The sequence below is a fragment of the Methylotenera sp. genome (assembly GCF_029945705.1).
Taxonomy (GTDB): Bacteria; Pseudomonadota; Gammaproteobacteria; order Burkholderiales; family Methylophilaceae; genus Methylotenera.
In genome coordinates this window covers 58355-71914 of record NZ_JAQSDC010000039.1, presented here as the reverse complement: position 1 = coordinate 71914, position 13560 = coordinate 58355, and the positions used below count along the sequence as shown (strand labels likewise).

At 41.6% G+C, this 13560-nt stretch carries 14 protein-coding genes; 6 read left to right on the top strand and 8 right to left on the bottom strand.

Annotation, left to right across the window (positions count from 1 at the left end; translation table 11 throughout):
- Positions 1-24: 24 nt before the first annotated feature.
- Positions 25-282, bottom strand: coding sequence for a glutaredoxin family protein (locus PSU78_RS07965; protein ID WP_300386849.1), 258 nt, complete (start codon positions 280-282; stop codon positions 25-27).
- Positions 283-489: 207 nt separating this feature from the next.
- Between PSU78_RS07965 and PSU78_RS07960 the strand changes: the two genes are divergently transcribed.
- Both PSU78_RS07960 and PSU78_RS07955 read left to right on the top strand, forming a co-directional pair.
- Complete coding sequence (locus tag PSU78_RS07960; protein ID WP_300386846.1) at positions 490-1824, top strand: CorA family divalent cation transporter; 1335 nt, start codon at positions 490-492, stop codon at positions 1822-1824.
- Positions 1825-1890: 66 nt separating this feature from the next.
- Complete coding sequence (locus tag PSU78_RS07955; RefSeq protein ID WP_300386844.1) at positions 1891-3159, top strand: mechanosensitive ion channel domain-containing protein; 1269 nt, start codon at positions 1891-1893, stop codon at positions 3157-3159.
- A gap of 96 nt (positions 3160-3255) precedes the next feature.
- Here the strand turns inward: PSU78_RS07955 and rpmG are convergent, their stop codons facing one another.
- From rpmG to coaBC, 5 genes are all read right to left on the bottom strand, one after another.
- Positions 3256-3411, bottom strand: a complete 156-nt coding sequence (gene rpmG / locus PSU78_RS07950; RefSeq protein ID WP_013147069.1) for a 50S ribosomal protein L33 — start codon at positions 3409-3411, stop codon at positions 3256-3258.
- Positions 3412-3423: 12 nt separating this feature from the next.
- Positions 3424-3660 carry a 50S ribosomal protein L28 gene (gene rpmB, locus PSU78_RS07945; protein WP_013147070.1) on the bottom strand — a complete coding sequence of 79 codons (237 nt, stop codon included), beginning with the start codon at positions 3658-3660 and terminating at the stop codon, positions 3424-3426.
- 165 nt (positions 3661-3825) lie between these two features.
- The gene (dut, locus tag PSU78_RS07940; protein WP_300386838.1) at positions 3826-4278 is read right to left on the bottom strand and encodes a dUTP diphosphatase; all 453 of its coding nucleotides are present in this window, start codon (positions 4276-4278) and stop codon (positions 3826-3828) included.
- A gap of 129 nt (positions 4279-4407) precedes the next feature.
- Positions 4408-6513 carry a TonB-dependent receptor gene (locus PSU78_RS07935; RefSeq protein WP_300386835.1) on the bottom strand — a complete coding sequence of 702 codons (2106 nt, stop codon included), beginning with the start codon at positions 6511-6513 and terminating at the stop codon, positions 4408-4410.
- A gap of 87 nt (positions 6514-6600) precedes the next feature.
- Positions 6601-7803: a bifunctional phosphopantothenoylcysteine decarboxylase/phosphopantothenate--cysteine ligase CoaBC gene (gene coaBC / locus PSU78_RS07930; protein ID WP_300386832.1), complete on the bottom strand. Its 1203-nt coding sequence runs from the start codon at positions 7801-7803 to the stop codon at positions 6601-6603.
- A gap of 14 nt (positions 7804-7817) precedes the next feature.
- On the opposite strand from coaBC, the gene PSU78_RS07925 reads away from it, so the two are divergent.
- From PSU78_RS07925 to PSU78_RS07910, 4 genes are read left to right on the top strand one after another with little or no spacing between them, the layout of a single operon-like run.
- A complete protein-coding gene (locus PSU78_RS07925; protein WP_300386829.1) occupies positions 7818-9926 on the top strand; it encodes a PEP/pyruvate-binding domain-containing protein in 2109 nt (702 codons plus the stop codon).
- A gap of 45 nt (positions 9927-9971) precedes the next feature.
- Positions 9972-10736 (top strand): hypothetical protein, encoded by a 765-nt coding sequence (locus PSU78_RS07920; protein WP_300386826.1) that lies wholly within the window; start codon positions 9972-9974, stop codon positions 10734-10736.
- 13 nt (positions 10737-10749) lie between these two features.
- Positions 10750-11424 (top strand): DNA repair protein RadC, encoded by a 675-nt coding sequence (gene radC / locus PSU78_RS07915; RefSeq protein WP_300386823.1) that lies wholly within the window; start codon positions 10750-10752, stop codon positions 11422-11424.
- 9 nt (positions 11425-11433) lie between these two features.
- Complete coding sequence (locus PSU78_RS07910) at positions 11434-12681, top strand: DUF4010 domain-containing protein (protein ID WP_300386820.1); 1248 nt, start codon at positions 11434-11436, stop codon at positions 12679-12681.
- Positions 12682-12699: 18 nt separating this feature from the next.
- Here PSU78_RS07910 and PSU78_RS07905 read toward each other — a convergent pair whose 3' ends face one another.
- Both PSU78_RS07905 and PSU78_RS07900 read right to left on the bottom strand, forming a co-directional pair.
- On the bottom strand, positions 12700-13128 hold the full coding sequence (locus tag PSU78_RS07905; protein WP_300386817.1) for a DUF6691 family protein: 429 nt from the start codon (positions 13126-13128) through the stop codon (positions 12700-12702).
- A complete protein-coding gene (locus tag PSU78_RS07900) occupies positions 13125-13556 on the bottom strand; it encodes a YeeE/YedE family protein (protein WP_300386814.1) in 432 nt (143 codons plus the stop codon). Before PSU78_RS07900 ends, PSU78_RS07905 begins: the two co-directional genes overlap by 4 nt.
- Positions 13557-13560 lie beyond the last annotated feature (4 nt).

Sequence of the window (13560 nt, the reverse complement as noted above, 5' to 3'; positions counted from 1 at the left end):
GCTTATGTGGAAACAGTTATTCATTTAGCTTTTGATTTCGCTGTTCCTTAGTAGTAACTTGATGTCATCTTCATTAAATGGCCAGAAAATTTCATCTTTAGTATCTACTCTTCTCAATACTGGAATTTTGATTTCATAGATTTCATACAAGCTTGCGTTATCTGCTATTTCAATCGAGGTCCATACTAACTCATACTCAAGACTTAATTTAAGTAGTAATGCCTCGGCCTGCTCACATAAATGACAGTGTGAAGTTGAATACAGAATAAGATTTGTAATCATTAATATTTGTCCATTTAACACACAAAGTCTAATATTAAATATTAACATTGTTTAGATTTCTACAGATTTGGCTGTAAGCAATTCAACATTAACAAGCAAAGTATTTCGTGTGCTCATTGTTAGTGCACTATTTGCGGCTAATTGAATTACTGCGTGTTAGAATTGGGGCTAAATTGATAGTATCGTTATGAATTAAAGGCAGCTCAAATGAGTGAACTCGAAAGCATTCAAGAATCACGTGCTAAAGTTAAAGGCATGATAGAGAGACATAAACTTGTTGAAGACTTGGTGCATCGTCAAGACATGCAACGCCATGACTTGGTTGAAGGGATGGTGCACCAAAATAACCTATCGGAATTACGTCGACTTTTAGATAAGCTCGAAACTCAAGCGATAGCAAGCATACTTGAATCATTGTCTACGGAAGATTGTAAGATCATTTGGCCGCTAGTCAGTGAGGAGCGCAAAGAGGAAATTTTGCTTGTGGTGTCGGATTCTGTTCGTGTGGAATTAGTCTCGGAGCCTAAGCCTACCAATCAAAGTATGGTGATCCGCGTGTTTGATTTGCACGAAGGAAAGCTGAGGCAAATACCCATTTATAATAGAGAGGATTTGGTGCAAGCTAAGCCTATCTGGGTTGACCTTGTTACACCAGAAGACGAGCAGCTCGCCTGGGCAAAGGAAATCTTTGGCGTTAATCTGCCCAATCCTAAAGAGTTAACGGATTTAGAAACTAGTGCCCGTTTTTATGAAGAGGAAAACGGTGAAGTACATTTGCACTCTGCGTTCTTGCTTGAGCGTGAAAACGAGTCGCGAAATGTCGCCGTAGCATTTATTCTCAACAAAGGTACGCTATTTTCAGTGAGAAGCGAGGAGCTTCCAGTATTTCGCTTACAGCGCTTGAGAGCGCGCGCTCAGGCTGGCTATGTTTCTGAAGCGAAAGATGTACTACTAGATCTTTACGCAGCCGATGTTGAGTATTCAGCAAATGCATTAGAGGACGAGTATGTGCGTCTGGAAGAAGTTGGCAGGCAAGTATTTAGATCGCACATGACCAATGAACAGGCAGCAAAAATACTGACTGATATTTCTGTAGAGGAAGACCTAAATGGTCGTATACGCCGCAATGTTCTAGATACACGCAATGCATTATCTTTTTTAATGCGACGTAAATTCTTATCAATCGCACAACATGAAGATGTGCGTGAAATTTTGCGTGATATTGAGTCGCTAGACGGACATACCACTTTCTTGTTTAATAAAATTAACTTTCAAATGGACGCCACTGTGGGTTTCTTGAATGTAAATCAGAATAAGGATCTTAAGCGTTTAACCGTAATTAGTGTTGTGATTATGCCGATCAATGTTTTGGCTGGCATCGGCGGTATGTCTGAGTTTTCTATGATGACGCATGCTATTCCGTGGCCTATCGCATATAGCATATTCATTATTGTGATGATAGGAATAGGTTTATTGACTTATATTGGATTGCGTCATTTAGAAAACCGTAAAATAAAGAGTCATCGAATGGAAAGTCATTAGTTTGATATATTCAGCTACAAGTATTTCCATTGTCACTAATTTACTTCAGATTAGAAACTCATTGAAATGAACCCAGAAATACATTTGTTGTGGAAAGAAATGTTAGCGGATTTATCGACCACAGCTGCACTGTGGGAGCTGACGATAATTGCCGTTGCATGTGGTATAGCATTGGCAGTTAACGGCGCCTTGCGCGCTTATGTAATGCGTAATGCACCAGAAAAATGGAGGTTGGGCATAGGTGGTGCTAATCGTGTTTTATTTCCTTTGTCCACACTTATATTTGTTCAAATTGGTAAGATAGCTATGTCGCATTGGCAACATACTAGTTTGCTGCAATTAACCAGTACGTTGTTGTTCGCCATGGCTATCATCAGGTTAGCTGTTTATGCAATACGCTACATTGTTGCACCTGGTGGCCTGCTAAAGACTTTAGAGAATACAATATCGACGTCAATTTGGGCTGTGCTCGCTTTGCATTTAAGTGGCTTGCTGCCGGAAATTTTTCAGGTGCTTGAAGATGTGAAGTTTAAGATAGGCAAGCACCCAGTTGACTTGTTATTAGTTTTGCAGGCAGTGTTGACTATTCTTGTTACGATTTTTATCGCGCTATGGATTAGTCGTGTAATTGAAAACAAAGTCATGCGAGCAGAGCATGTGAGCGTTAATCTGCGCGTAGTCATGACTAAACTATTGCGCATGCTTTTATTAACGATAGCGCTCTTAATTGCACTCTCAGCAGTAGGTTTAGATATTACCTTTCTATCGGTTTTTGGTGGTGCATTAGGTGTGGGTTTAGGTTTAGGTTTGCAAAGGATTGCTAGTAATTATGTGAGTGGATTTATCATTCTGCTCGATAAATCTATGCAAATTGGCGATGTGATTACTGTCGATAAGCATTATGGTGTGATTAATGACTTACGCTCCCGCTATATGATATTAGCAAAACAAGATGGTACGCACGTGATTATCCCTAATGAAGCCTTGGTGACAACTTCTGTTGTAAATCACTCGCTGATTGAACATAAAGGTCGCATACAAATTAACTTAAGTATTAGCTATAAGAGTAATTTAGAGCGCGCTATGGCGTTGATGCATGACGAGGCAATGCAGCAGGAGCGGGTGTTAATGAAGCCGTCGCCAGATGTGCTAGTGAAAGGATTTACCGAGAACGGAATCGATTTAAGTTTGACGGTGTGGGTAATGAATCCTGAGTCAGGCGGAGGAGCACTACAGTCTTCACTTTATTTATCAATATGGCGAGCCTTTGAGGCTAACGGTATTGTCTTTGCTAAGTCAGATGCGGCCGCAAAGCTTGCTGAGGCGACCGCTTAGATGTCAACCAGTAAAATAAGTTAAGAATAGATAATAAAAAACCCGCGAATAGCGGGTTTTTTATTAAACTAAACTTAGCATATCTAAATATAGATATTATTTAAGTTTAGTTTCTTTGTACATAACGTGTTGGCGCACTACTGGATCAAATTTCTTGATTTCCATTTTGCCAGGCATAGTACGTTTGTTTTTAGTAGTGGTATAAAAATGACCTGTACCAGCACTAGACTCTAATTTGATTTTTTCGCGCATGATATTCTATCCTTAGATTTTCTGGCCAGCTGCACGCATATCAGCAAGCACGGCATCAATACCGTTTTTGTCGATTGTACGTAACGCATTATTAGTAATGCGCATGCTTACCCAGCGATTTTCGCTCTCAACCCAAAATTTGCGGTTTTGCAAATTAGGTAAAAAACGACGTTTTGTTCTGTTATTAGCGTGAGAAACATTGTTACCCACCATTGGCTTTTTGCCAGTTACCATACATACACGTGCCATGGTTAATCTCCAAACTTCTGCTTTTTTTGAAAGACCGCAATTATAGTATGAAAGCCAACTTATTCTCAAGAGAAATATCAGAAAAAATCAATAATATTCAAGATTTAACGGATATTTAAGCGTTAGCTATGATTAATGTTGGAATTCAGTCCTCAATGCGGCTAATTAATGTTTACCTGTGCTACCAAATCCACCTTCGCCACGCTCGCTTGCATCAAAGTCATCTACCAGATGAAAGTCAGCTTGCAGAACAGGTACGATGACTAATTGCGCAATGCGCTCCATAGGGTTTAACTCGAATGCGGTGTTGCCTCTATTCCAGCACGACACCATGAGTTGACCTTGATAATCAGAGTCAATCAAGCCAACCAAGTTGCCTAGAACGATGCCATGTTTATGGCCAAGCCCTGAGCGCGGCAAAATGAGCGCGGCGTGATATATATTATCTAAATGAATCGCCATGCCAGTTGGAATGAGCGTAGTTTCACCAGGTTGTAACGTGATGGGAGCGTCAATACATGCGCGTAAATCTAGCCCTGCTGAGCCTTCTGTGGCGTAGGTGGGCATTTGCTCATGTAGGCGGTCATCTAGAATTTTTAGGTCGACGATAATTTTCATAACATTCTCATTAATATGAATTAGTAAATAGCGAATATATTTTAGGTTAGCATTAAACACTAATTATAGTTATTAAAAAAGCCAGTAAGTATGCTCACTGGCTTTTAGTTAATATTTTAGTTTCGAAAATTAGTTAAATTTATAATTAGCATTAACGCCTAATAAGTAATTACGCCCTGCAGATGGTTCATAGAAGCGGTCATTTGTGTCATTAATTCGCACTGAGCCTATATAATCTTTATCAAACATATTTTCAATACGAAGGTATTCACTTAAAGTGAAGCTTGCTAATTTTTGTTCGAAGCCTGCGCGAATATTAAATATTGTATAAGCTGGAGCTGAGTCAGTATTTCTATCATCCACATAGACCTTACTGTTGTGGCGGCCTTCAAATGCTGTAGAAAAGCCTGCTGATGGGGCTTTCCAAGAAACTTCAGCATAGAGTTGACTGCGATAGGTGCCTGGAATGTAGTTCCCAGAAGCAACTTTGCCTTTGCTACCAGTGAAGGCATCGTCAAATCTAGCATCTAAATAGGTGTAGGCAGCATATAAGCCAATATTATGTTTTAGTCGTGTATCGGCAGAGAATTCTAAGCCTTTACGTTTAGTTTTACCTGCGTTGGCATAAACAGCATATGGCGCGCCAGAAATAGCAACTATTTCTTTATCGGTATTTGTTTGGAATATAGATACATTAACGTTTGTATTGTCTGTTATAAATGATTTCAAACCGATTTCATAGTTGTCACTGGTGCTTGGTTTGATGTTGAGGTTTGGCCCAGTGCCACTAGATGAGTTATCGTATGCAACTTCAATAAATGTAGGTGTCTCAAAGCCTTTACCATAGTTTGCGTATAGATTTAATGTTGGCGTTGCTTTCCAAACGGCGCCTATGACGGGTGTCGTTTTTTCATGCGTTACGCTGCCAGAGGTGTCACGAAATTTACCTGTATTAGTTGAGTTTACTAAATTATCTTCAACTTCTAATGTTACTTTAGTTCTTCTCACACCAGCATGCAAATCAACATTATCTAATATGGCCCATTGTCCTTGAATGTACTGGTCGAAATTGGTTGAAATGTTCTCTTCATCACGATTTACATTGGCTAAGTTTGATGATGGTAATGTAATACCATTGGTGGTATTGATATCCATACGTGCATCGTTCATTTTCCCGTAAGTTATCCCCACAGATATAGAATAAGGTCTGTTGATAAGCTCGCCTTTATGGTTCCAGCGTAAGTCAGTACCCCAAAAATCACGTGAAATGATGCTAGCGCGTCCAGAACCTGTAGAATTTAAAGCCAAATGCTGCTCATTTTCTCGCGTGCCAACATAAGTCATAACATTGATTGAGTTATTCATGTTTAAGGCGTGTTCAAGATTGAACCCAACTTGTGTATGGCTGCGGTAAACGCGAGTATTTGATTTTATTGAGCCAGGCGTAACGCTTTCTGGGTTGTTAAAAGCAGCAGCACGCTCTAAGCCAGAGGGATCTTCAGCTTTTTGGTCAAACCAGTTTACCATTGATGTAAGTTTGGTATCTTCATTTAAGTTGATTTTAAATTTTGCTGTTGCTTGCTGTTTATCTGCTGAGTTATGGTCGCGGTAGCCGTTAGTTTCAAAGTTTGAGACATTCAATAAATACTCTAGATTTTCTGATGTGCCCGTTGCATTTAGCACTTGTCTTTTTGTGTCATAGCTACCAAGCATTACTGAGCCGCCTACCTCTAGATTCTTAGGAGCATCCTCAGTTAAAAGCTGAATCACACCACCTGATGAGTTGCCGTAAAGTGAAGAAAATGGGCCTCGCATAACCTCAATACTTTTAACTGCCGATAAATCTACGACGCCAGGCTGACCTTGGCCATCTGGCATGGTCAAAGGAATGCCATCAACGTATACACGGACGCCACGCACACCAAAGCTAGAACGAGAGCCAAAACCGCGGCTAGAGATTTGTGGGTCTTGAGATTGATTGTTACGATTTTGTGCAGTGATGCCAGGTACTCTTATTAAGCTTTCAGAAAGTGTCATTTGCAATTGACCGTCTTGAATGTCTTTTTTCTCAACAACGTCAATGGCGACAGGTAAGTCAAAACTATTTTGTTCTGTACGTGTAGCGGTTACAACTACAGGTGCAAGTGATATGGTGTCTTCAGCGTAGGCTTGTGGAGAAACGATCGCTGCGATTAATATAAATAAGGGTTTTCTGTTCAGCGATTTGATTTTCATGGCGAATTGCATTCATTTTTGGAAAGGTTGCATAATATATTGCCTTATAGATCAAGGCAATGAAGAAAACCATGATTAATGCAAGGGTTAAATGCCGCTCATATTCGCTATGTGCTGTAACAATAGTTTGGCCACTTCGGCTTTAGGGGCGCGTTGTATTGGGTGCGCACCATTTTGATCAATAAGTGTGACGCTGTTTTCTTCGCTTCCCATGGCATCGTTAACTAGATTTGCGACGATTAAGGGTAGTTTTTTCGCTTTACGTTTGGTTTCGGCGTATTCGAGTAAGTGTTCAGTTTCTGCTGCAAAGCCTACGCAAAATGGCGCGTTGGGCAGGCTGGCAACATCTGCCAATATGTCTTTGTTCGGTGTGAGCTCTAGTGTGAGTGGCGACGTGCTTTTTTTGATTTTTTCGTGATGTTGCGTCACTGGGCGGTAATCAGCTACGGCGGCTACTGCGATGAAAATATCCTGATGGATAACATTGTTCATCACTGCCTCATACATGGCCTGAGCGCTTGCGGCTTTGATGTTGGTGGCATTTGTTATTTTATTGAGCGCAGTTATTCCGCTAACTAACGTTACTTCTGCGCCCATATCAGCTGCCGCTTGAGCAATAGCGTAGCCCATTTTTCCTGAGCTTAAGTTGGTGATACCGCGCACAGGGTCTATCATTTCCAATGTGGCACCAGCGGTAATCAGCACACGTTTTCCAGCTAATAATTTAGGTGTAAAGTGAGTGTTTACTAACGCTAGTAGAGCCTCCGCTTCTAGCATTCTGCCTAAGCCAACTTCGCCACACGCTTGTTCGCCGCTATCAGGGCCTAATATGCTAATGTCATCTGCAATCAGCTGATTGATATTGCGTTGCGTGGCTGGGTTTTCCCACATTTGTTTGTTCATGGCTGGCGCGACTAATAGTGGACAATCCCTTGCCAAACATAATGTGGAAAGTAAGTCATCCGCACGACCATGCGCTAGTTTTGCTAAAAAATCTGCACTGGCGGGGGCGACTAAAATCGCATCTGCCTCACGACTTAATTCTATATGTGGCATGCCGTTGCTAATGCTGCTATCCCACATGTCAATAAACACGGGTTTGCCAGACAGCGCCTGCATAGTTACTGGTGTAATGAATTGGCAAGCGGCAGCGGTCATGACTACTTGTACGTCGTAATTGGCTTTAACTAGCAGACGCACTAGTTCCGCAGCCTTGTATGCCGCGATGCCGCCAGTAATGCCTAGTACCAGCTTTGTTGAAACTATTCGTTTATTTATCTGCGTTGTCATGGTAGATTTTGCTTATGCTAAAAACAATAAAATTGCTGAAAATTTCAGATACAAGTTCAAGTTTAACATGGGTGGTTATGCTGTGTGCAAGTATGCTGCTTAGCACCACTTCGGCAGAAGCGCGGCGTATGAATCCTGTTTTAATAGATTCCGTTGACAATAATCAGATAAAAACTCAGTCAACGCCTGTTGCAGGCATTATGTGTAAAGATTGCACAAATACAAAACCGCCCACGGAAGCGCCTTCTGGTCGAGTGTGGCAAGCAGAAGTGCGGGATATAGCGACTTGGAAGCAGCTAAGTAAACCGCTTCGAGATGCTGAGTTTAGTAAGTTTGTGATAGATCTGAAAACCAACAAGATTTACTTTGTTGATAGTAATGTGTTTATGCTACACGCAGATTTTGTGGTGGATTATTTGAAAAAAATTCCGCGTACCGTAGCCAATATGAAAGCTTATAACCGGAATTACAGCACTAAAAAACCACAGTTTATTTTGGGTTATTTAACTCACTATCCTAAGTTAGACTTATCTAAACAAGATACAAATGCAACGCCCCATGATTTATGGACTTTCTCATTTTGGGAGGGCGATACTATTCAAGCGCAGGATATTCAGCTGGCTTATAAGCGCTTGCAACAAACGTTTACCGTTGCGCCCTTGGTATTTAGACCTGACTCATCTGAGCAAGAGCGCGTAGCCAACCAGTTAAAATCATTTCATATTCCAACTATCAATAACAACCAAATTTATCAGTCGCTACCCTATCAGGCATTTAACACTGGCAGTGCGATTGGCCGCTTGGTGATCGTGCCGCCAACGACACCAATTGAAAACTTAACATTTGATGAGGATGATATTGTGTTGTTGCAAAGTAGTTATCCTGATATTTCACCAGTAGCAGGTGTAATTACCACGCAGTTTTCTACACCGTTATCTCATGTGAATTTGCGTGCAAGTGCATGGGGGGTTCCTAACGCGACTATCAAAAGTGCTGCTAATGAGTTTAAGGGTTTTGATGGAAAGCAGGTAGTTTATGAGGTGACTGAAGCTGGTTATCACATGCGGCTGGCAACGGAAGTTGAGGTAACACAACATAAGAATAACAAGCTCGCTAAAGCTGCAGTTGTCATGCCTGCTGCCGATTTAACGACGACAGCATTATTACCACTGAATAAAATCAGCGCTGAAGATGCCAATAAATACGGCGCTAAAACCAGTAATTTAGGCGAAATGGTGCGTGCCAACAACAATTTGAATATCCCTGATGGCTTTGGCATCCCTTTTAGTTATTACCTTGCGCATATCAAGCTACATCATATCGATCAATTGATAGTGAATGTTTTAAACGACCCAAAATTTAAACAAGATGCGAATTGGCGTAAAAAACACTTAGAAGATATTCGTTTTTCGATTACAAATGCGCCGCTAGCTCTGAGCAGCTTTAATAAAATTCAAACACAGTGGCAAAAACAGCTAGGTGGCAGAGGTGTGTTTGTGCGCAGCTCTACTAATGCAGAAGATTTAAAAGGTTTTAACGGCGCTGGGCTTTATGACACGGTGCCTAACGTAAAAGATAAAAAAGCCTTGGAAGCTGCAATTAAGCAGGTATGGGCGTCGGTTTGGAATTTACGTGCAGTTGAAGAACGTACACACTTTGGTATTCCGCATGAACAAGTTTATCCAGCTGTGTTGATACAATCTGCCGTCAATGCCGCAGCGGCAGGTGTGTTATTGACCACAGATATTTGGGGACATCAAACGACTACTTATACCATTAACGCCAAATGGGGTTTGGGTATGCGCGTAGTTGAAGGGCAAAAGATTGCTGAGCAGATTTTGTTTGATACCAGCAATAATGGCACGCGCGTGATTAGCCGCTCGGATGAGTCGACCATGTTAGTGGCTAATCCCAAAGGCGGCATGATGGAGAGACCCGTTACAAAAGGTACGGCGATTTTGACAGAGAAGCGTGCCAAAATGTTGGGTCAAGCTGCGCAGCATGTTGCTGAGATTTTTAATCAAACGGATGTGTTAGATATTGAGTGGGTGCTAGAAACCCAAAGCGGCCAAGATGTTTTTTGGATAGTCCAAGCCAGACCATATGTGACTAATAAGTACTAAAATCAATTGTCAAAAAATTATTCAAGAAAATGAAAGTCATTGGGTATGTGGAAGAAAATTAGAATCATTATTTTATTATTGATTTTAGCGACCGTTGTACAAAATACTTGGTTGGATAAAGCTGATTTAGCATGGAAAGATAATTTCTATGTTGCGCTCTATCCAGTCAATGTCGATAATAACGCCAAAGTGAGTGATTACTTACGTACCTTAACGCGTGAGGATTTTGAGCCAGTAGCAGAATACTTTGCAATTGAAGCGGAGCCGTATCATTTGGGTTTACGTCGACCAATAGAAGTGCAATTAGGGGCACAAGTGACGGATATTCCACCAGCACCGCCTAAGGATGGAAGTGTTTTAGGCACGATTGTTTGGAGTTTAAAATTTAGATATTTCGCATGGCGTCATAGCCCTAAAGTTAATGTTAAACCTGCGATTCGGTTGTATTTACTGTATTACGATCCAGTTACTCACCCACGTTTAAGTCACTCAACCGCGCTTAATAAAGGCAGAATTGGTCGCGTGAATTTGTTTGGTGATAGTGCCTACTCAAAGCAGAACTTGGTGATTTTGTCGCATGAGTTACTGCACACGCTTAATGCTAACGATAAGTACGATTTGGCGACTTCTATGCCTGTCTACCCAGATGGCTTTGCCGAGCCCGATAAGTCACCACTTTATCCGCAAGACTTGGCTGAGTTGATGGGTGGGCGAACGCCAATTAGCGAAAATAAAGCTGAAATTCCTAAAAGCTTGAAGCAGACGTTAATTGGTGCAAAAACCGCTCGTGAAATTGGTTGGCTGAAATGATGAAGGAGTAAATATGGCAATTACCGATTGGCCTGCAAGCGAGCGTCCACGTGAAAAGCTATTAGAGCTTGGCGTAGAAGCGCTTTCTGATGCTGAACTGCTCGCCATTTTTTTACGTGTGGGGGTAACGGGTAAAAGTGCGGTAGACTTAGCACGCGATTTGCTCACGCAGTTTGGCAGCTTAAACGGCATTTTTGCTGCACAAGTGAGTGAATTAACGCAAGTACACGGCATAGGCACTAGTAAATATGTGCAATTACAAGCCATTTTTGAAATGAGCCGCCGCGCCCTAAACGAGCAAATGCAAGTGAAAGATATACTCAGTTCACCCAAGCAAGTGCGTGATTACCTTTGTTTGAAATTAGGCAATCTGACGCGTGAAGTATTTTTTGTCTTGTTTTTAGATGCACAAAATAGAGTAGTGACGACTGAAGAAATGTTCAGCGGCACACTCACGCAAACTAGTGTATACCCGAGAGAAGTCGTTAAACGCGCATTGCACCATAATGCTGCCAGCGTGATTTTTGCGCATAATCATCCCTCTGGCATTGCTCAGCAAAGCCAGGCTGATGAGTTAATCACAAAGCAATTAAAAGAAGCCTTGTCGCTAGTGGATGTAAGGGTATTAGATCATTTTATTGTTGCTGGCAATACTACGCTTTCATTCGTTGAACGCGGGTTGTTGTAAACTAGGTTGATGGAACACATTTTAATTAATAACTCACTTTGGCTGAACTTGGCCGTGTCTTTAGGTATAGGGCTTTTAGTGGGTACCGAGCGTGAACGTAGTAAAGGTGTCGATCCTGATAGGTCGTTAGCGGGAATACGTACTTTTACTATTGCCTCCTTGCTTGGCGCGGTAAGTACAATCATTAGTTTTTGGCTGTTAGTTGTCGCAGTCGTCAGTGTCACTGTTTTTGCTGCCATTTCCTATGCGGTGAGAGTCAATAAGCACCCCGGATTAACGACAGAGATCACACTAATTTTTACGTTGATCCTAGGTGGGTTAGCGCTTACTGCCCCGTCTTTAGCTGCTAGCCTTGCGGTAACAGCATCCATACTACTAGCTGCAAAAGAGCCTATTCATGGTTTTGTTCGCGGAACTGTGACTAAAGATGAGTTGAATGATTTTTTAATACTTGCGGCAGCTACGCTGATTGTGTTGCCATTAGTGCCAAATGAACTTATTGGGCCATTTAATGCAATCAATCCGAGAAATCTTTGGTTAATTGTAATATTAGTGATGTTTATTAGTGCGCTGGGTCACCTTGGATTACGCTTGCTTGGTGGGCGTATAGGCTTGCCAATAGTGGGTTTGGTTTCTGGTTTTATTTCTAGCATTGCGACGATAGGAGCAATGGGTGAGCGCGCTAAAGAAATACCAGCTTTAATGGGTTCGGCGGTATCAGGCGCTTTATTGTCCTGCCTTTCTACTGTTTTGCAGTTAACTCTATTGCTTGCCGCAATTCATAGGCCAACATTACAAGCTTTAGCTGTACCACTGATTTTTAGCGGTGTTTCGATAGCAGTTTATGGCTTGTTAGTCACGCTAAGTTCATTCCATCACCATGGCGCAGAAATGACCAAGCCAACCCGATCCTTTAGTGTTAAAACTGCACTCATCTTGGCTGCGGTCATTGCAGTTGTATTGATTGCTTCCGCGGCGCTGAAGGCATGGTTTGGTCAAGCGGGGCTCGTCGTTGCATCGGCAGTCGCAGGGCTGGCAGACGTGCATGCTTCAACAATTTCTGTTGCTTCCTTGGCCGCTGCTGGTAACCTAAGTGCAGCCAATGCTGTCATTCCTATACTCGTTGCTTTTTCAGTCAATACTTTATCCAAAATAGTCGCATCCATCGCGGGTGGTGGCAAGGCATTTGCACTTCAAGTGGTGCCTGGATTAATCATACAAGTTGCAGCAACGTGGCTAGGTTGGTGGTTATTCTGAGTTTAAAGCTCATTATGTTTAATGTTTTAACTGCGCTAATTTCAAATATATCTGGTCGTGCAAAATCATACCAATAAGCATTGCTGCGACAAATATCCACGCTTCTTTTAACCCTGCGCCAAATGCAACAATTGCTGGCCCTGGGCAAAACCCAGCTAAGCCCCAGCCAGCTCCAAATAATACACTACCAATAATGAGCTCTTTTGTGATGTGTGTTTTGCCAGGCAAGTGAATTGCCTCATTAAAAACAGTTAAAGGCTTATTTTCAGCACGCCTAAAAGCAAAAAAACCAATCAATATAGCGCCTATCATCACAAAAGCTAAATTTGGATTCCATTTGCCAGTGACATCTAAAAAACTAATGATGTTTGCAGGGTTTGTCATCCCAGAAAGTATCAAGCCTATGCCAAATATAAGCCCAGCTAAGAGTGTGAGAATGTTTTTCAAAATTTTGTCCAGTGAAGTAGTAAGTAACAAATGATTACACCAGTCACCATGAAACTGATGGTTGCGACTAAAGAGCGAACTGATAATCTACTAAGTCCGCAAATGCCGTGACCGCTGGTACAGCCTGAGCTCATTCTTGTTCCAAATCCAACCAGAAGACCTGCAATAATTAGAGTTGAATTTGAGGCTGAGATTTCAGAAGTGGGTAATGGTGCAAAAAACTTATAAACATAACTAGACGAAAGCAAGCCAGCTATAAATAAAATCCTCCATAGATAATGATCTTTTGGCGTGTTTTTAACTTGCATTAAGGCACCAACAATTCCACTGATGCCAGCAATTTTCCCACTAGTAAGAATGAGTATTGCCGCAGAAAGTCCGATTAATAATCCACCAACTAGCGGTGAAATAAAGGTTAGGTCGCTCATTATA